The 16,190-nt window shown below is 41.9% G+C and carries 16 protein-coding genes, 1 pseudogene and 3 other annotated features; of the genes and pseudogenes, 12 read left to right on the top strand and 5 right to left on the bottom strand.

The features are described 5' to 3' along the window. The first annotated feature begins 345 nt into the window (after window positions 1-345). The 3 genes from mqnC (at window position 346) to thrS (ending at window position 4,710) form a co-directional block, all read left to right on the top strand. Window positions 346-1,452, top strand: coding sequence for a cyclic dehypoxanthinyl futalosine synthase (gene mqnC / locus A374_RS15505; protein WP_007203181.1), 1,107 nt, complete (start codon window positions 346-348; stop codon window positions 1,450-1,452). Between the two features lie 120 nt (window positions 1,453-1,572). After that, on the top strand, window positions 1,573-2,439 hold the full coding sequence (ytxC, locus tag A374_RS15500) for a sporulation protein YtxC (RefSeq protein WP_007203180.1): 867 nt from the start codon (window positions 1,573-1,575) through the stop codon (window positions 2,437-2,439). Between the two features lie 42 nt (window positions 2,440-2,481). Next, window positions 2,482-2,708: a binding site (T-box leader), on the top strand. 70 nt (window positions 2,709-2,778) lie between these two features. Then, complete coding sequence (thrS, locus tag A374_RS15495) at window positions 2,779-4,710, top strand: threonine--tRNA ligase (RefSeq protein WP_007203179.1); 1,932 nt, start codon at window positions 2,779-2,781, stop codon at window positions 4,708-4,710. A gap of 157 nt (window positions 4,711-4,867) precedes the next feature. Here the strand turns inward: thrS and A374_RS15490 are convergent, their stop codons facing one another. Continuing rightward, window positions 4,868-5,221 carry an SdpI family protein gene (locus A374_RS15490; protein WP_007203178.1) on the bottom strand — a complete coding sequence of 118 codons (354 nt, stop codon included), beginning with the start codon at window positions 5,219-5,221 and terminating at the stop codon, window positions 4,868-4,870. 186 nt (window positions 5,222-5,407) lie between these two features. Next, window positions 5,408-5,536: a sequence feature (ribosomal protein L20 leader region), on the top strand. 67 nt (window positions 5,537-5,603) lie between these two features. On the opposite strand from A374_RS15490, the gene infC reads away from it, so the two are divergent. The 4 genes from infC (at window position 5,604) to A374_RS15470 (ending at window position 7,074) form a co-directional block, all read left to right on the top strand. Beyond that, complete coding sequence (infC, locus tag A374_RS15485) at window positions 5,604-6,107, top strand: translation initiation factor IF-3 (RefSeq protein WP_007203177.1); 504 nt, start codon at window positions 5,604-5,606, stop codon at window positions 6,105-6,107. A 24-nt stretch (window positions 6,108-6,131) separates the two neighbouring features. Continuing rightward, a complete protein-coding gene (gene rpmI, locus A374_RS15480; RefSeq protein ID WP_007203176.1) occupies window positions 6,132-6,335 on the top strand; it encodes a 50S ribosomal protein L35 in 204 nt (67 codons plus the stop codon). 48 nt (window positions 6,336-6,383) lie between these two features. After that, complete coding sequence (gene rplT / locus A374_RS15475) at window positions 6,384-6,743, top strand: 50S ribosomal protein L20 (RefSeq protein ID WP_007203175.1); 360 nt, start codon at window positions 6,384-6,386, stop codon at window positions 6,741-6,743. A 91-nt stretch (window positions 6,744-6,834) separates the two neighbouring features. Beyond that, complete coding sequence (locus A374_RS15470) at window positions 6,835-7,074, top strand: DUF1294 domain-containing protein (protein ID WP_274517059.1); 240 nt, start codon at window positions 6,835-6,837, stop codon at window positions 7,072-7,074. Window positions 7,075-7,077: 3 nt separating this feature from the next. On the opposite strand, the gene A374_RS15465 is transcribed toward A374_RS15470, so the two are convergent. Together A374_RS15465 and A374_RS15460 are read right to left on the bottom strand one after the other, a co-directional pair. Then, on the bottom strand, window positions 7,078-8,103 hold the full coding sequence (locus A374_RS15465) for a cytochrome d ubiquinol oxidase subunit II (RefSeq protein ID WP_007203173.1): 1,026 nt from the start codon (window positions 8,101-8,103) through the stop codon (window positions 7,078-7,080). Then, complete coding sequence (locus A374_RS15460) at window positions 8,103-9,467, bottom strand: cytochrome ubiquinol oxidase subunit I (RefSeq protein WP_007203172.1); 1,365 nt, start codon at window positions 9,465-9,467, stop codon at window positions 8,103-8,105. Before A374_RS15460 ends, A374_RS15465 begins: the two co-directional genes overlap by 1 nt. 147 nt (window positions 9,468-9,614) lie before the next feature. Here A374_RS15460 and A374_RS15455 point away from each other — a divergent pair, with 147 nt between their 5' ends. Both A374_RS15455 and A374_RS15450 read left to right on the top strand, forming a co-directional pair. Next, a complete protein-coding gene (locus tag A374_RS15455) occupies window positions 9,615-10,205 on the top strand; it encodes a TVP38/TMEM64 family protein (protein WP_007203171.1) in 591 nt (196 codons plus the stop codon). Window positions 10,206-10,295: 90 nt separating this feature from the next. After that, window positions 10,296-10,781, top strand: a complete 486-nt coding sequence (locus A374_RS15450; protein ID WP_007203170.1) for a dUTP diphosphatase — start codon at window positions 10,296-10,298, stop codon at window positions 10,779-10,781. A gap of 72 nt (window positions 10,782-10,853) precedes the next feature. On the opposite strand, the gene sspI is transcribed toward A374_RS15450, so the two are convergent. Beyond that, complete coding sequence (gene sspI / locus A374_RS15445; RefSeq protein ID WP_007203169.1) at window positions 10,854-11,060, bottom strand: small acid-soluble spore protein SspI; 207 nt, start codon at window positions 11,058-11,060, stop codon at window positions 10,854-10,856. Between the two features lie 141 nt (window positions 11,061-11,201). On the opposite strand from sspI, the gene A374_RS15440 reads away from it, so the two are divergent. From A374_RS15440 to pheT, 3 genes are all read left to right on the top strand, one after another. Beyond that, the gene (locus tag A374_RS15440) at window positions 11,202-11,966 is read left to right on the top strand and encodes a TrmH family RNA methyltransferase (protein WP_007203168.1); all 765 of its coding nucleotides are present in this window, start codon (window positions 11,202-11,204) and stop codon (window positions 11,964-11,966) included. Window positions 11,967-12,021: 55 nt separating this feature from the next. Further along, window positions 12,022-12,257, top strand: a binding site (T-box leader). A 75-nt stretch (window positions 12,258-12,332) separates the two neighbouring features. Beyond that, window positions 12,333-13,367, top strand: coding sequence for a phenylalanine--tRNA ligase subunit alpha (gene pheS, locus A374_RS15435; RefSeq protein ID WP_007203167.1), 1,035 nt, complete (start codon window positions 12,333-12,335; stop codon window positions 13,365-13,367). 13 nt (window positions 13,368-13,380) lie between these two features. Further along, on the top strand, window positions 13,381-15,810 hold the full coding sequence (gene pheT / locus A374_RS15430) for a phenylalanine--tRNA ligase subunit beta (RefSeq protein WP_007203166.1): 2,430 nt from the start codon (window positions 13,381-13,383) through the stop codon (window positions 15,808-15,810). A gap of 33 nt (window positions 15,811-15,843) precedes the next feature. Here pheT and A374_RS21150 read toward each other — a convergent pair. Then, window positions 15,844-16,190, bottom strand: a pseudogene (locus tag A374_RS21150) (hypothetical protein); the annotation flags it as partial.

The raw sequence follows: 16,190 nt of genomic DNA, 5'->3' as shown, positions 1-16,190 counted from the left end.
AGAGTAAAGCGTACAAGAGATTCCAATTCGCGCGCAAACTAGGTCTGTTCGCGCGCAGGAGCCCTCAATTCGCGCGCCGACCAGATCCGTTCGCAAGCAGGAGCCCCCAATTAGCGCTCCGACCAGGTCCATTCGTGCACGAGGGCCTCTGTGATTCGCGCTCCGACCAGGTCCGTTCGCGCACAACCAAGTCAATTCCCTGCTTGCGCCACGAAACAGAGGAGGTATTGTGTCTCAGTCTCGTTTCCTTTTTTCTACCAAGTAGGTTCCTTTCGCAAATTTGGTGAAAATATGATAGGATAGGAATCGGCTACATATTGAAGTCCGTAACTGGAGGTTATATAGATGAGCATTGATGCGATTTTGCAAAAGGCTCTCGACGGGGAACGACTGACTGTTGAAGATGCTGTTGCATTGTATGAAAGTGATGAAGTAGAAAAAATGGGGGAAGCAGCCGATGTTATTATGAAGCGCTGGCACCCTGAGCCTGTGACAACATTTGTTATTGGTCGTAACGTGAACTATACGAACGTCTGTGATACGTATTGCCGCTTCTGTGCCTTTTATCGTGCACCAGGAAGTAACGAAGGCTACGTTCTTGAGGATGAAGAGATTTTCAAGAAAATTCAAGAAACAGTGGATGTTGGTGGCACGGAAATTTTAATGCAAGGCGGAACAAATCCGAACTTGCCTTTTACGTATTACACCGATCTATTGAAGAAAATTAAAGAACGCTTTGATATTACGATGCACTCGTTCTCACCAGCAGAAATTTGGAAAATGGTTGAAGTGTCTGGTCTTTCATTAGAGGAAGTGCTACACGAGCTGAAAAATGCTGGCCTTGATTCCTTGCCTGGTGGCGGTGCAGAAATTTTAGATGATCGTACGCGTAAAAAAATTAGCCGCTTAAAAGGTTCATGGACTGAATGGATTGAATGTATGAAAACAGCGAAAAAAGTTGGACTACATTCTACGGCTACCATGGTAATTGGTTTTGGTGAAACGTTTGAAGAGCGCGCCATGCACTTAAAACGTGTCCGTGATGCGCAAGACGAGGCAGATTGCTTCCTTGCTTTCATTTCATGGACGTTCCAGCCAGATAATACAAATATGAAAGCGGAAAAAACAACGCCGCGAGAATATTTGAAAAACGTAGCCATTTCTCGTCTGTTCCTAGATAACATTGCAAACTTCCAATCTTCTTGGGTAACGATGGGGCCTGAAGTTGGAAAGAAATCGCTACATTATGGTTGCAATGATTTCGGAAGTACGATGATGGAGGAAAATGTAGTATCTGCAGCGGGTACAACGCATAAAGTTAATACGAATTTAACGCTTCGTCTTATTCGTGAAGCAGGGAAAATCCCAGCTCAACGCAATACAAAATATGAGATTTTGCATACGTTTCATGATGAAGAAACGGCGGAAAAAGATTTCATTATGCAAAACTAATACGAACAGTCCTTCTCTTACAAAGAGAGGGGCTTTTTTTGCTGTAAAAAAGAAGAAAAGTTCATTTTTCATGAATCACTCCCATATAGTGTAACAACGAGGGTTAGGGGAGGGACAGGATTGGCGGAACTTATTTTGGCAAATGCCCATGAAATGAGGACACTACAGGAGGAACTGAACCAAATCGCGCGCACCATTCATATGGAACCTTCCTTTATGGAAAGTGGCACTTGTAACTTACGAATCATTGCCGGCAAAGAGACGGAAGCGGCACAAGTCCTTACGCTTTATACGAGGAAAAGGATTGAGGAAGATCGACTGCTCCATTATATCGAGAACCATTTTTATTTCTATGATGCCGCTGAACAACAGGCGATTGCAGCGATTGCCAAAGAATTTATTGATCAAGAGAGACTGGATGTTCCTGCGCTTTGTGAGCTACCAACGTGTGAAGAGCATATTATCAATGCCTGGCAACAAATGCTCCAGGAACGACGTGCATTTACTTTTGCATCTTTTGTGAAATTTCGACTGCGGTCTTATAATGAGTTATTGCTAGCGTATGTTGAATGTGCCATTGATGAATATAAGCTAGAGCTTGAATATCAATCCTTTATCGACCAGCTTCGTAAATGCATGTTTAAAGAGCCACCGTTAACGAACGTGATTCACGTTGTGTGGGATGGAACGTTTACACTGTACGATGATCAAGGACAGCCTTACTCATCAGCCGTTCTCGAAGCCATGTATGAACGAGCATTAGGCGTCACACAAGAACTGGATCTCGATTCAACAGTGCTCGGCCCTATTATCGGGTTAGCACCAGAAGCGCTTTATGTGTATGGAGATGAAGAACATCATGGCATGATTTATACGCTGCAAAATGTCTTTCAAGAACGCTTTGTAAAGAGGCCGCTTGCCGCCTTTTTTCACAAAAAAGAAAGCGAATGGACAATGCAACAAGACTTTCATAAGGGGAACTCTTGATTTTACGCGTAGAGATGCATATAATATATGTATCTTATAGCGCAATCAGTGTAGATAAGGACAAAAGGTACAGATGTTCGGCTTATAGAGAAGAGTGCCACGGCTGAAAGCATTCTAGTACGATATGTATCTTACCCCCTTTGAACTTCAACAGTGAACGTTTTGTAGTAGCTGTTGACGGTAGCAGATCCGTTATTTCTGACCGAGTGCTGTCCCTTTATGAAGAGGCAGAACAAGGGTGGAACCGCGAGTAAACACTCGTCCCTTTTTTAGGGACGAGTGTTTTTATTTTTCTGTCTACACCACACAGCTGCTTAGTATAAAAAGGAGAGATGACGAATGTCGACAATCAAGCTTACATTTCCTGATGGATCGGTTCGGGAGTATGACAAAGGCATTACAACAGAACAAGTGGCAGAGTCCATTAGTTCAAGTCTAAAGAAAAAATCAGTAGCCGGAAAAATCAATGGTGAATTGTATGATTTCACACGACCTATTGAAGGCGATGCATCACTTGAAATTATTGCGGGTGATTCTCCAGAAGGTCTAGAAATGATGCGTCATAGTTCAGCGCATTTAATGGCGCAAGCGATTAAGCGTTTATATCATGATGTTAAGCTTGGCATTGGGCCTGTTATTGAAAATGGCTTTTATTATGACATCGATATGCCAGAAGCGTTTACACCAGAAGATTTAAGTAAAATCGAAAAAGAAATGAAAAAAATTGTAAGTGAAAACTTACCGATTGTTCGAAAAGAAGTGAGTCGTCAAGAAGCGATTGCGCGCTTTGAAGAAATCGGCGACTACTTAAAGCTAGAACTTATTCGTGATCTTCCAGAAGATGCGGTTATTACAATTTATGAGCAAGGTGAGTTTTTCGACCTTTGTCGTGGACCTCATCTCCCTTCAACAGGGAAAATTAAAGCATTCAAATTAATGAGCATCTCAGGTGCTTATTGGCGTGGCGATAGCGACAATCAAATGCTTCAACGCATTTATGGCGCGGCGTTCTTAAACCAAAAGGATTTAGATCAACATCTTGTTTACTTACAAGAAGCAAAAGAGCGCGATCATCGTAAGCTTGGAAAAGAACTTGAACTTTTTGCGATTTCACAAAAAATTGGTCAAGGCTTACCTGTATGGCTACCAAAAGGGGCAACGATTCGCCGTATCATCGAACGTTATATTGTAGATACAGAAGTGAAGCTTGGCTATGATCACGTCTATACACCGCATTTAGGAAGTGTAGAACTTTATAAAACATCTGGTCACTGGGATCACTATCAAGAGGATATGTACCCAGCCATTGAAATGGACAACGAGCAACTCGTGCTTCGTCCGATGAACTGTCCACATCATATGATGGTGTTTAAAAATAGCATGCACAGCTATCGTGATCTACCGGTTCGTATCGCTGAGCTTGGAACAATGCATCGTCATGAGATGAGTGGAGCGCTTGCAGGTCTTCAACGTGTACGTTCTATGACATTAAATGATGCGCATATTTTTGCTCGTCCTGATCAACTTAAAGATGAATTTATTCGTGTCGTAAAACTCATTCAACGCGTGTATAGCGACTTTGGTATTACAGATTATAAATTCCGTTTATCATATCGTGATCCTCAAGATACAGAGAAATACGTAAACAACGATGAGATGTGGGAAAAAGCACAATCTCTATTAAAAGAAACAATGGAAGATATGCAGCTTGATTATGTAGAAGCAGAAGGCGAAGCGGCTTTCTATGGTCCGAAGCTTGACGTTCAAGTGAAAACAGCGCTAGGAAAAGAAGAAACATTGTCGACTGTGCAATTGGATTTCCACTTACCAGAACGTTTTGATTTAACGTATAAAGGATCGGATGGAAAAGATCATCGTCCTGTCGTTATTCATCGCGGTGTGGTTTCGACGATGGAACGCTTTGTTGCTTTCTTAATTGAAGAATATAAAGGTGCGTTCCCTGTTTGGTTAGCGCCTGTACAAGCTCAAATCATTCCAGTTTCAACGGTTCATGAAGACTATGCGAAGAAAGTAGCGGAAGAACTTCAAGAAGAAGGCATTCGTGTTGAAGTCGATCACCGTGAAGAAAAGCTTGGTTATAAAATTCGTGAAGCTCAAATGAAAAAAATTCCGTACATGCTTGTTTTAGGTGATCAAGAGATTGCTGACGAAGCGGTAAACGTGCGGAAGTATGGTGAAAAACAATCCGAAACGCTTTCCTTTGCAACGTTTAAAGAGCAATTGCTCCAACAGGTTACGAAGCGCGGATAAGTATAAAAAGGCATGAGTTCGATTGTATCGCGCTCATGCTTTTTTTATGCTGCTCTTAAAGTTGTAAGAACGCTTTGTAACGCTATCCGACTCCTGGTCACTTTTGACTTCATCCTCTAGTTTTTTAATGAATGGTCTTTACCTTCTTATCATAAGCTTATATGTTTTCGCGCTTGGCTATTTTTTTTAAATGTTTTTCTACTGAAAAGGCACAAAAGGCAGGAAGAAGAGAAGCAATCGCAAGGACGATGAAAAAAGAAACGAGGTGATCTGGCAGCAATACACTAAGCAAAACACCGCCTACTAGCACATACCAACCTGCCTTTTGAATGAGGACAGCAAATAGGGCATTGCCTTCCTTCCATAATAGCGGATGACTCACTGAGCGAGGTGTGCGATAGCCATGGAAGATACTAATTTCTTTTGGTGGTTTTCTTTTTAAAAATACGCCCATGAAAATATACATCATGGCAAAGAGAACAGCGCAACCTAATGGGAAAAAGATATACATGGTACGACTCCCCTTTCCTTATCCTTCCATTATAATGCGGCGGAATAATAAAATGCTACTTTATAAAAATACACTTGCAATTCTGAGAAAGGTGATGTAAAATTATTTTTGTTGCGAAAAACAATGATAGTTGACAATGAAAGTTGTCAGTGGTATATTAGGTTGGTAATAGAATAAGTTGAGTTTCGAAAAAAGCAGAGGCACCCGCTTCTCACCTGTTCAACGCTAGCAATAGCAGTTGGCTGGTACACCGAACGTTCAGAAATGATGATGAGGTCGTGTGGGTGCAGTATGCGCCGACGCTTTTTTTATTTGTTTACAAAATAGCTGAGTGATTCAAACTCACATATACTTTTGGAGGTGACTTACTATTAGTAAGGACATGTCTGTCAATGAGGGCATACGTGCTCGTGAAGTAAGACTTATCGGGGCTGATGGCAGCCAGCTAGGGATTAAAACACGTCATGAAGCTCTTGATATTGCGGCGAACGCTAATCTTGACCTTGTACTTGTTGCTCCAAACGCAAAACCACCAGTATGCCGAATCATGGACTACGGTAAGTTTAAGTTTGAACAACAAAAGAAAGACCGCGAAGCTCGCAAAAATCAGAAAATCGTTACAACGAAAGAAATTCGCTTAAGCCCAACAATCGAGGAGCATGATTTCAATACAAAATTGAAAAATGCACGTAAATTCCTTGAAAAAGGCGATAAAGTGAAAGCGAGCATTCGTTTCCGTGGACGTGCGATCACGCATTCTCAAATCGGTAAAACAGTGCTTGAAAAATTAGCAAAAGAGTGTGAAGACATCGCAACGGTTGAAGTAAGACCGAAGATGGAAGGACGTAGTATGTTCCTAATCTTAGCACCTATGGCTGAAAAATAATCATTATCAGGGAGGAATCCGATCATGCCTAAAATGAAAACACATAAAGGTGCTGCAAAGCGCTTCAGAAAAACTGGAACAGGTAAACTTAAGCGTGCTCGCGCTTATACAAGCCACTTGTTCGCTAACAAATCTACAAAAGCTAAACGTAAACTTCGTAAAGCAAGAATCGTAACGAGCGGAGATTACAAACGTATCCGTACATTACTTACGTACAAAAAGAAATAAGCTAATTATAAAATTCGATTGTTTATTGATCTATAGGAGGGTTTTCTAATGCCAAGAGTAAAAGGTGGCTATGTGTCACGTCGTCGTCGTAAAAAAGTATTAAAACTAGCTAAAGGTTATTTCGGATCCAAACATAAGTTATTTAAAGTTGCTCAACAACAAGTTTTCAAATCTCTTATGTATGCATACCGTGACCGCCGTCAAAAGAAACGTGATTTCCGTAAACTTTGGATTACACGTATTAACGCAGCGGCTCGCATGAACGGTCTTTCTTACAGCCGTATGATGCACGGTCTTAAACTTGCTGGAATTGATATCAACCGTAAAATGCTTGCTGAAATCGCAGTAACAGATGCAGCAGCATTTGCTGAACTTGCTTCTAAAGCAAAAGCAAGCTTAAACGCATAAATGATCAACAAAAAGCCATCACTCTTGTAGGAGTAGATGGCTTTTTTTACGTTACGATGGAAAGGAGAGGCTAAGCATTCTTTATTATCTATTGATACTTTCGGTCATTGGGTTATGGATCATGCATTATGATAAAGAAAAAGCAAAGAGCGGAAAGTGGCGGGTCCCTGAAAAACGACTATGGTTGATCGCTATTCTAGGGGGCGCTCCTGGAATGTTAATTGGGATGTTTCACTTTCGTCATAAAACGAAGCATCCACGTTTCCAAATCGGGTTACCGATTCTTACGCTTTTATATGTGTTCTTTTTTTCACATTATTATATTTCCTAAGCATTAGTCTTGTTGCAAATATCGTCTGTCTTTAAGAAACAGTCGCCAAAAGATATAAAAGCCAGGCGTTAAGATCGCGAGTCCTATTCCATACATAATGAGCAACGAATAAAAAGTTTCTGTAGCTGTAAAGGCATCAAAAATGGTTAGACGTGGATAGACGATATAGGGAAGATGCGCCATGCCATAGCCATAACTTGCAAAGCCGTATTGAGCAATCACTGCCAAAAGTGCCAGGCGGGGAAAGCCTCGTACGGTATTTTTTTTACGTGGTAATAACAGTGCAACATATCCGATTATGAACGAAGCTAACGATAGCGAAAACCATAGCTTCTGCTCGTATAAATGCTTAATGAGCCAACTCGCTTCTTGCTGACTAACGAGTAGAGTTAAGACCGCTGCAAGCAACGTAGACGGTCCAAGCAGTAGTGCATTGCCACGATACAATCGATACGCGCCCTCTTGTTTGGAAGCGTAGGAATAATCGCCTAAAAAAAGCGAGGACAAAAACAGCTCTGACGTTAAGCCAAATAGGATGTACAAGTAAAGAGAAGGGCTAGCTAACAGTTTGCCTAGTAACAACGTTTCTTTGCCATCAACTAGTTCAATAAAACCGCCTTGACTTATAGGGAGCACAGTAATTAATAAAGCGGGAATGAGCAAGCCGCTTACACCTGAAATGAGAAACATAAGTTTTCGATACCCTTGCACAGAATACGAAAACACCATAAAGGCACTGCGAATCGCTAAGAAAAAAAGAATGAGCGACACGGGAATGAGCAAAATCGTGCCAAGGGTAAACGCACCTTTTGGAAAAAAGCCAACAAAAGCAACAACGAGTAAAACAAGAAACACATTCGTAATTTCCCACGTTGGCGATAGAAAACGATTGGCCATTTTTCCAGCTAACGTTCGGTGATCGTTATAAATTAGCGCCCAGAACCCTGAGCCGAAATCGATCGAACCGAAAATACTATAGATGAAAATAAAGGTCCAAATAATTAAGATTGCTTGTACTTCTACGATCATTAGCTGCTCCCCTTCTCTTCGTATCCTGAATACTTTTCAAATTCTTTATACACAGGATGCCGTTTGAAATAACTCGTTAAGATTAGAATGGTTAAGGCTCCTAACAAGACGTATAAGCCGATAAACAGCAGGAAAAGTCCGCCAAGATTTGTAGATTGAGTAGCGGCCTCAGAAGTCGTTTGGACTTTGTAAATCGTCCACGGCTGTCGTCCACTACAACTGAAAATCCAACCAAATTCTATGCCTAACATTGAGAGTGGTCCAGAAAAGATTAAAACAACTAACAGCCATTTTGGAAAGCCCCGCTTTTTTCGTTTCGTATAATACATCCAAACCAATGAAAAGGCAGCTAATGCTAATAGAAAAAAGCCAATGCCGACCATAATGTTAAAGAGGGTATGCACGTAAAAGGGTGGCCACGTCTCACGTGGAAATTCATACAATCCTTTCACTTTCGTATCAAATTTTCCGGCAGCAAGCCAGCTTAACATCCATGGAATTTCAATTCCATATTTAACGGATTCGGTTTTTGGATCGGTAAAGCCACCAATTGCTAGTGGAGCATAGCGCTGTGATTTAAATAAACCTTCTGCAGCAGCCAGTTTTTCCGGAGAATGCTCATGCAGCACTTGAGCGGAATGATGGCCGGAAATACTGGAAATAAGTGAAAATGTTAAACCGACGATGAGCGCTAAGAGAAAGCCTTTTTTATGATACGTTATCTCTTGTGCTGTCCGTTTTTTTCTTTTTAAAAGCTTATAAGCGGCAACGGAAGCGACCGCAAATCCTCCTGTCATGTAGGCAGTAACAGCTACATGAAAAGCAGACGATAAGAAGCTCGGATTGAAAAAAGCGGTCCAAGGGTGCACATCATAAATCGTGCCATCGCTCGCTATTTGAAAGCCAGCAGGGGTATTCATCCACGTATTGACGGCCGTAATTAAAATAGCAGAAGCGACCGCGCCGAACGCTACAAGAATAACCGAAAGAATACGAAACGCTTTTGGCAATCGATCAGCGGCATATACATAAATCGACATGAACAGTGCCTCAATAAAAAAAGCAAAAATTTCTACTTGGAAAGGCAGGGAAATAACTTTCCCAACAATTTCCATGAAGCCTGGCCATAATAATGAAAGCTGTACGCCTACAATGGTGCCAGACGGAATGGCAACACCAAGTAATACGGCAAATGCTTTTGTCCAGCGTTTCGCCATAATCGCATAATCATTATCTTTTTTTACTTGATGTAAAATTTCAGCAATAACGATTAGCAAGGGAATGCCAACCCCTAATGTAGCGAAAATAATATGAAAAGCGAGTGACGTTCCGAAGAACGCTCGAGCAAGTACGACGGTATCCATTACTTCACAACTCCTCTGTCAATGAAAGCCAATTCTTGTACTAATTTTTCATAAATGAGCCATAATTATGCATACCTTAAAAAAAGTATCTCCATGCATAAAGGGCTCGTCTTCTGTCATAAGATGGCGATAAAGGAGGAGTCGCTCATGCCCCATGAAATTCATGAAATCCTAAACATCTTAAAGTTTGCGGGGATTTTTGCACCGGTCTTTTTTATTCTTTTACATGTCATGAGACAATTTTTATTTATACCAGTCGGCTTGATCTGTATGGCCGGTGGTGTTTTGTTCGGCTCTCTTTATGGCACGTTATATTCGATGATTGGCATTACATTATCAAGTATCATGTTTTATGGATTACTTCAAAAAATGCCATCGATGCTACAGCGATTTTCAAAATTAAAAAAGCGCATGGTAGGCAAACGAAGACCGTTTTCACTCGGGCAAATTTCCATCTTAAAGCTCATTCCGTTCGTCCATTTTTCTTTGCTGTCCCTTTTATTGCTTGAAATGACGAAAAATTTCCGTGAGTATACGAAAGCAAGCATCGTCTCCAATGCACCGCTCGCCTTTCTATACTCAACGTTCGGACATTATATTTTTAAACTGTCGATCGTATGGGGCTGTGTAGCTGCCATCGTTATGCTCGTTTTGTTTCATTTGTTGCGCAGAAAAGAATGGATTGTAAAGTGGGACGATTTCTTTGAGAAGGAAAAGTCAGTTGCAAAAAGTGCCTAGAAAAGAAGCTTTAGCCGACGTAATGGCTGAAGCTTTTTTCTTGTGTAGGTATCGTATATAATGGCACGAGAGGCGAGAGGAGAGAATGACATGAACTACACAGAATGGTTTGAACTACAGCACCAGCTCAATGAGCGCATCGTTACGGAGCATGGTTTAAAGAATGAAGAATTGTATGAAAAGCGTTTGCTTGCCTTAGCGGTAGAGTTAGGTGAGCTAGCTAATGAAACGCGCTGCTTTAAATATTGGAGCCTTAAGTCTCCATCAAGCAGGGATGTCATCATAGAAGAGTACGTGGATGGCTTGCATTTTGTCTTGTCAGTTGGCTTAGATCTAGGTTATACCAATGTGAAGCCCTTAAAAAAAGCATCTGAAACGGACGTAACGGGTCAATTTTTATTGTTGTATGGATTAATTGATAAACTTCGCACGCAAACGGAGGAAGTGGTATATACGTCACTGTTTTCAGAATTTCTACGATTAGGGGAGCTGCTTGGCTTTACACTAGAGGAAATCCATGACGCGTATGTGAAAAAGAATACAGTAAATCACGTTCGTCAAGACGAAGGGTATTAAAGAACGTGGAGTAACACAAAAAAGCGAACGATGGCTTGTGGGACAACTCTCCATACGTTCGCTTTTTGTGTCTTATTTTAATTCACTTGATAATACAGACAGCATTTCTTCTTTTTTCGTATCATCTGAACCTTTCCAAATCACTTCAAACAGTACGCCTAAACCAGGAAGCATTTTTTCTTCACCGCTCGTAATAGCATCAACAATGGTGCTTTGAAGCTGGTCTTTATTGTTTCCTGAGATATTGGCAAGTACCGCTTTTCGGATGTCGATATTCATTTTCAATTCACCTCGAACGAAATTTTAATGTTAGTACCGTATAGGATGTGACTAATGACTAGTTTTTATTAACGTGACGTGGATTATGTATGGTTTTGAAGATATAATAAGAAAGGCGAATGAAACAAAGGATGGGAAGACATGAAACGGATTGAATCAGAACAAAATGCTTCAGTGAAGCAATGGAAAAAGCTATATACAAGAAAAGAACGAGAAAAAAAGAATCAATTCATTATTGAAGGTCCTCATTTAGTGGAAGAGGCACTCACGCATTCTGTACCGATTGCGCACCTTATTATTGACGAAGATTTTGTCATACCACACACGTGGAATGCTCATGAGCTCGATCCATGGATCGTGCCGAAAAAAATTATGCGACTGTTAAGTGATACTGAGCATCCGCAAGGCGTTATTGCCATTTGTCGTATGGCTGAAGACAACCTTGAAATTACACCGCACGGTAAATATTTAATGCTAGATGGCGTCCAAGATCCTGGGAATTTAGGAAGCATTATTCGAACAGCGGACGCATTTGGTCTTGATGGTGTCATTCTTGGACAAGGAACGGCTGACCTTTATAACAGTAAAGTGCTCCGCTCTACGCAAGGCTCGCTGTTTCATTTACACGTTGTTAAAGGTGATTTAGCTTCGTATATGAAGGAGTGTCAATCACAGAACGTGCCTGTTATTGTATCCGCATTAGAAGGCGCCCTGCCGTTAACGGAAACGAAGGAAGCTGGTCCGTTTGCCCTTGTTGTCGGCAATGAAGGCAGCGGTGTTAGCGAGGATGTTAAAGCAGCGGCTGATCGCCTCGTTTACGTTCCGATGCATGGTGCGGCGGAGTCGTTAAATGTAACGGTTGCGACGGGGATTTTATTATATGAACTGCAACGAAAAGCAAAGTAACGTTGCAACTCATTCTAAATTCCACTATAATAAAAAGACAATTGTCTATAAAAAATGAAATGCAATGATGGAGACTAGTATGTAAGAGTAAGCCAGCTAGGGAGGAAGCATCGTGACTGCAAATGCTTCTCTGGGACCTTTCTTACAGAATTCACTCCGAAGCAGCTCCCTGAAAACAGGTAGAAGTAGGGCGGGCCGGATGTAATCCGTTATGGTAATGAAGCGAACAAAGCAAGAGAAATCCTTGCTTTTGTTTAAATATGGGTGGTACCGCGAATCCTCGTCCCTTTTGTTGGACGGGGATTTTTTTGTTTCTGCCAACTTCGTTTCTTTATAGCAAGTACTATTCTTAAAGGAGGAAAAAAGATGCAAGATCGTTTGCAGGCATTAAAAGAAGAAGCGTTGCTCAAAATTGAGCAAGCGGAATCGTTAAAGGATCTCCAAGACATTAAAGTGGCTTACTTAGGAAAAAAAGGGCCAATTACAGAAGTATTAAAAGGAATGGGCAAGCTTTCTGCTGAAGAACGTCCGGTTGTTGGTGCGTTTGCTAATGAAATTCGCGATGCCATTACAACGTCTCTTCAAGAAAAAACAGAGAGATTAGAAGCGCAAGCTATAGAAGCAAAGCTTGCACAAGAATCCATTGATGTGACGCTCCCAGGACGTCCCATTGCCAAAGGAAATGCGCATCCGTTAACAGCGGTCATTGAAGAAATAGAAGATTTATTTTTATCAATGGGCTTTACAGTTGCTGAAGGCCCTGAGGTAGAAACGGACTACTATAACTTTGAGGCGTTAAACTTGCCAAAAGGACATCCGGCGCGCGACATGCAAGATTCTTTCTTCATTACCGATGATCTTTTATTGCGTACACAAACATCCCCAGTGCAAGCACGAACGATGGAAAAGCATCATGGCAAAGGCCCAGTGAAAATTATTTCACCAGGAAAAGTATACCGTCGTGATGATGATGATGCGACGCATTCACATCAGTTTATGCAAATTGAAGGACTTGTTGTTGATGAAAATGTGCGCATGAGTGATTTAAAAGGTGTGCTTGAAACATTTGCAAAGAAAATGTTCGGTGAAGAGCGTAAAATTCGTCTTCGTCCATCGTTTTTCCCATTTACGGAACCGTCGGTGGAAATGGACATTTCCTGCTTTAAATGTAGCGGCAAAGGCTGCTCCATTTGTAAACATACCGGTTGGATTGAAATTCTCGGTGCGGGAATGGTGCATCCGAATGTACTAGAAATGGCTGGTTTTGATGCAAAGAAATATACAGGGTTTGCGTTTGGAATGGGACCAGAACGCATTGCCATGCTGAAGTACGGCATTGATGATATTCGTCACTTCTACAGCAATGATCTTCGGTTCTTAAAACAATTCAAAAAAGCATAAGGAGGCGAATGCTGTGTTAGTTTCATATAACTGGCTAAAAGAATACGTTGAAATCAATGTAACAGCAGAAGAGCTTGCTGATAAAATTACAAAAAGCGGTATTGAAGTAGAAATGGTAGAAGCATTAAATAAAGGAATTTCCGGAGTGGTTGTTGGTCACGTCCTTCAATGTGAACAACATCCGAATGCTGATAAGCTTCGCGTGTGTCAAGTAGACATCGGCGAAGCAGAGCCAGCGCAAATTGTGTGTGGTGCGCCCAATGTAGCAGCGGGCCAAAAAGTAGCGGTCGCAACAGTCGGTGCGGTTCTGCCAGGTAACTTTAAAATTAAAAAAGCAAAGCTACGCGGCGAAGCTTCGCACGGCATGATTTGTTCATTAAGTGAGCTAGGTGTTGAAACGAAACTTGTGCCAAAAGAATATGCAACAGGAATTTTCGTGATGCCTTCAGACGCAGAAGTAGGAAGCGATGCGCTTGCTTATCTAAATTTAGATGATCATGTGCTAGAGCTTGGCTTAACGCCAAACCGTGCAGATGCACTAAATATGATTGGTGTAGCCTATGAAGTAGCAGCGATTTTAAATCAAGACGTGATCCTTCCACAACCAGCCTATCAAGAGCACAGTAAACGTGCGGATGAAATGATTTCTGTAGCTGTTGAAAGTGCAGAAGATAACCCGTATTACGGCGCTATGATCATTTCAAACGTAACGATTGCACCGTCACCACTTTGGATGCAAAATCGTCTAATGGCAGCGGGTATTCGTCCAATTAATAACGTTGTTGATATTACGAACTATGTGTTAATTGAATACGGTCAACCGCTTCATGCCTTTGACTACGATCGTTTTGGCTCAAAAGAAATTCTCGTCCGTCGCGCGAAAGATGGCGAAGAAATCGTAACGTTAGATGATGCAACCCGCACATTAACAAATGCGCACCTTGTGATTACGAACGGCACAGAACCGATGGCGGTTGCTGGTGTAATGGGTGGCGCAGTTGCTGAAGTGAGCGAAGAAACGACAACGGTTTTATTAGAAGCAGCATACTTTAATGGTCAACGTGTTCGCACGTCATCTAAAGATTTAGGATTGCGCAGTGAATCTAGTGCGCGCTTTGAAAAAGGCATTGATCGTAATCGTGTGTATCAGGCTGCTAAGCGTGCAGCAGACCTTATGGAGCGCTTTGCTGGCGGTCAAGTGTTAACAGGAATCGTCGAAGCGGGCGAAAGAACGGTCGCGGAAGGCACAGCCTCTGTTACGAAAGAACGCATTAATCAGTTACTTGGTACGAACATTACCGATGAGGAAATTGCAGCCATTTTTGCTCGTCTTCGTTTTGAAGTGAGTGAGCAAGAAGGTGTTTATACTGTAACTGTGCCATCACGTCGTCCAGATATTACGATTGATGCAGATCTTGTTGAAGAAGTAGGTCGTATTTACGGCTATGATAAAATTCCAACCACGTATCTTCTAACAGAAGCTCGCCCAGGTGGATTGTCAGCTTACCAAACAGCGCGTCGTAACGTAATGCGTTATCTAGAAGGCGCCGGTTTATACCAAGCCGTTACCTATGCGCTAACAACGAAAGAAAAAGCGAAAAGCTTTACATTTAGTAAAGAACAAGAAAGTGCTCATACAATTAGCGTGAGCCATCCGATGAGTGAAGATCGTTCTGCGCTTCGTCGTACGCTCGTTCCGCAACTGTTGGAAGTGGTTCGTCATAACCACCATCGTTCGATGGATGATCTTGCCATTTTTGAAATGAGTGCTGTGTTCTTTGCACATGAAGAAGCGATTTCTGTCCTACCAGAAGAAAAGCGCTATTTATCCGGTGCGTTGACTGGCTTATGGGAATCACATCCATGGCAAGGTGAAAAGAAAAAAGTTGATTTCTTCGTTGTAAAAGGAATTCTTGAAGGCCTCTTTATGGAGCTTGGTTTACAACAACGCATTACGTATGAAAATGCAAGCTTACAAGGCATGCATCCAGGACGTACAGCACTTATTAAGCTTGATAGTATTTCTGTTGGTTTCGTTGGTCAACTTCATCCTGTAACACAAAAAGATTGGGATCTAAATGAAACCTACGTCTTCGAACTAGACTTTGACGCGTTAATGGAAACGACAGTTGAGCAAACGGTGTATGAAACGTTGCCGCGCTTCCCATCTATGACACGTGATATTGCACTCGTTGTCGATCGCAGTCTACCAGCCGGTGACTTAAGTACAGTCATTTATGAAGCAGGTGGCTCGCTATTAAAAGAGTGCCGTATGTTTGACCTTTATGAAGGCGACCGTATGGAAGAAGGCAAGAAATCACTTGCGTTCTCACTAAAATACTTCGATCCTGAGCGTACGCTAACAGATGAAGAAGTATCAAAAGCGCATGAAAACATTTTACGCAGTTTGGAAGAACGCTTCGGCGCAACTTTGCGTAACTAAAGCTACTAAAAATAAGCTAGGACATAAATAGCCCTAACTCAAAAAAATGGCTTCATCATCAGTTCTGGTGATGAAGCCATTTTTTATGTCGCTTGGTAGTTTAATTTTAGGTTGTCTTGCTACCGAAAATGGAAAGCTCTTCAATGATTGTGAAAAGAGTGAAGCGGACAGGCAGGGGCTCCGGTTCGCGCGCGGAAGCCCTCGGTTCGCGCGCAGACTCGGTCCATTCGCGCGCAGACCCGGTCCATTCGCGCGCAGGACCCCCTGATTCGCGCACAGACCAGACAAATTGCCCTGAATACCGTATGCAAGGGACGAAAAAGAGAGTAAATAAGAGCTAATCTTGTAAATACGCTCAAAAATGAGAAGAAATAGCATAA

This window comes from Fictibacillus macauensis ZFHKF-1 (assembly GCF_000269865.1).
GTDB lineage: Bacteria > Bacillota > Bacilli > Bacillales > Fictibacillaceae > Fictibacillus_C > Fictibacillus_C macauensis.
This window is presented reverse-complemented; position numbering and strand designations above follow the sequence as displayed.

Excerpts from the sequence above, each read along its gene's own strand:
- thrS (WP_007203179.1), top strand. The coding sequence starts at position 2,779 with ATGTCGACAATCAAGCTTACATTTCCTGATGGATCGGTTCGGGAGTAT.
- pheS (WP_007203167.1), top strand. The coding sequence starts at position 12,333 with ATGCAAGATCGTTTGCAGGCATTAAAAGAAGAAGCGTTGCTCAAAATT.
- rpmI (WP_007203176.1), top strand. The coding sequence starts at position 6,132 with ATGCCTAAAATGAAAACACATAAAGGTGCTGCAAAGCGCTTCAGAAAA.
- A374_RS15440 (WP_007203168.1), top strand. The coding sequence starts at position 11,202 with ATGAAACGGATTGAATCAGAACAAAATGCTTCAGTGAAGCAATGGAAA.
- A374_RS15450 (WP_007203170.1), top strand. The coding sequence starts at position 10,296 with ATGAACTACACAGAATGGTTTGAACTACAGCACCAGCTCAATGAGCGC.
- A374_RS15460 (WP_007203172.1), bottom strand. The coding sequence starts at position 9,467 with ATGGATACCGTCGTACTTGCTCGAGCGTTCTTCGGAACGTCACTCGCT.
- rplT (WP_007203175.1), top strand. The coding sequence starts at position 6,384 with ATGCCAAGAGTAAAAGGTGGCTATGTGTCACGTCGTCGTCGTAAAAAA.
- A374_RS15490 (WP_007203178.1), bottom strand. The coding sequence starts at position 5,221 with ATGTATATCTTTTTCCCATTAGGTTGCGCTGTTCTCTTTGCCATGATG.
- mqnC (WP_007203181.1), top strand. The coding sequence starts at position 346 with ATGAGCATTGATGCGATTTTGCAAAAGGCTCTCGACGGGGAACGACTG.
- A374_RS15465 (WP_007203173.1), bottom strand. The coding sequence starts at position 8,103 with ATGATCGTAGAAGTACAAGCAATCTTAATTATTTGGACCTTTATTTTC.
- A374_RS15455 (WP_007203171.1), top strand. The coding sequence starts at position 9,615 with ATGCCCCATGAAATTCATGAAATCCTAAACATCTTAAAGTTTGCGGGG.
- sspI (WP_007203169.1), bottom strand. The coding sequence starts at position 11,060 with ATGAATATCGACATCCGAAAAGCGGTACTTGCCAATATCTCAGGAAAC.
- infC (WP_007203177.1), top strand. The coding sequence starts at position 5,604 with ATGTCTGTCAATGAGGGCATACGTGCTCGTGAAGTAAGACTTATCGGG.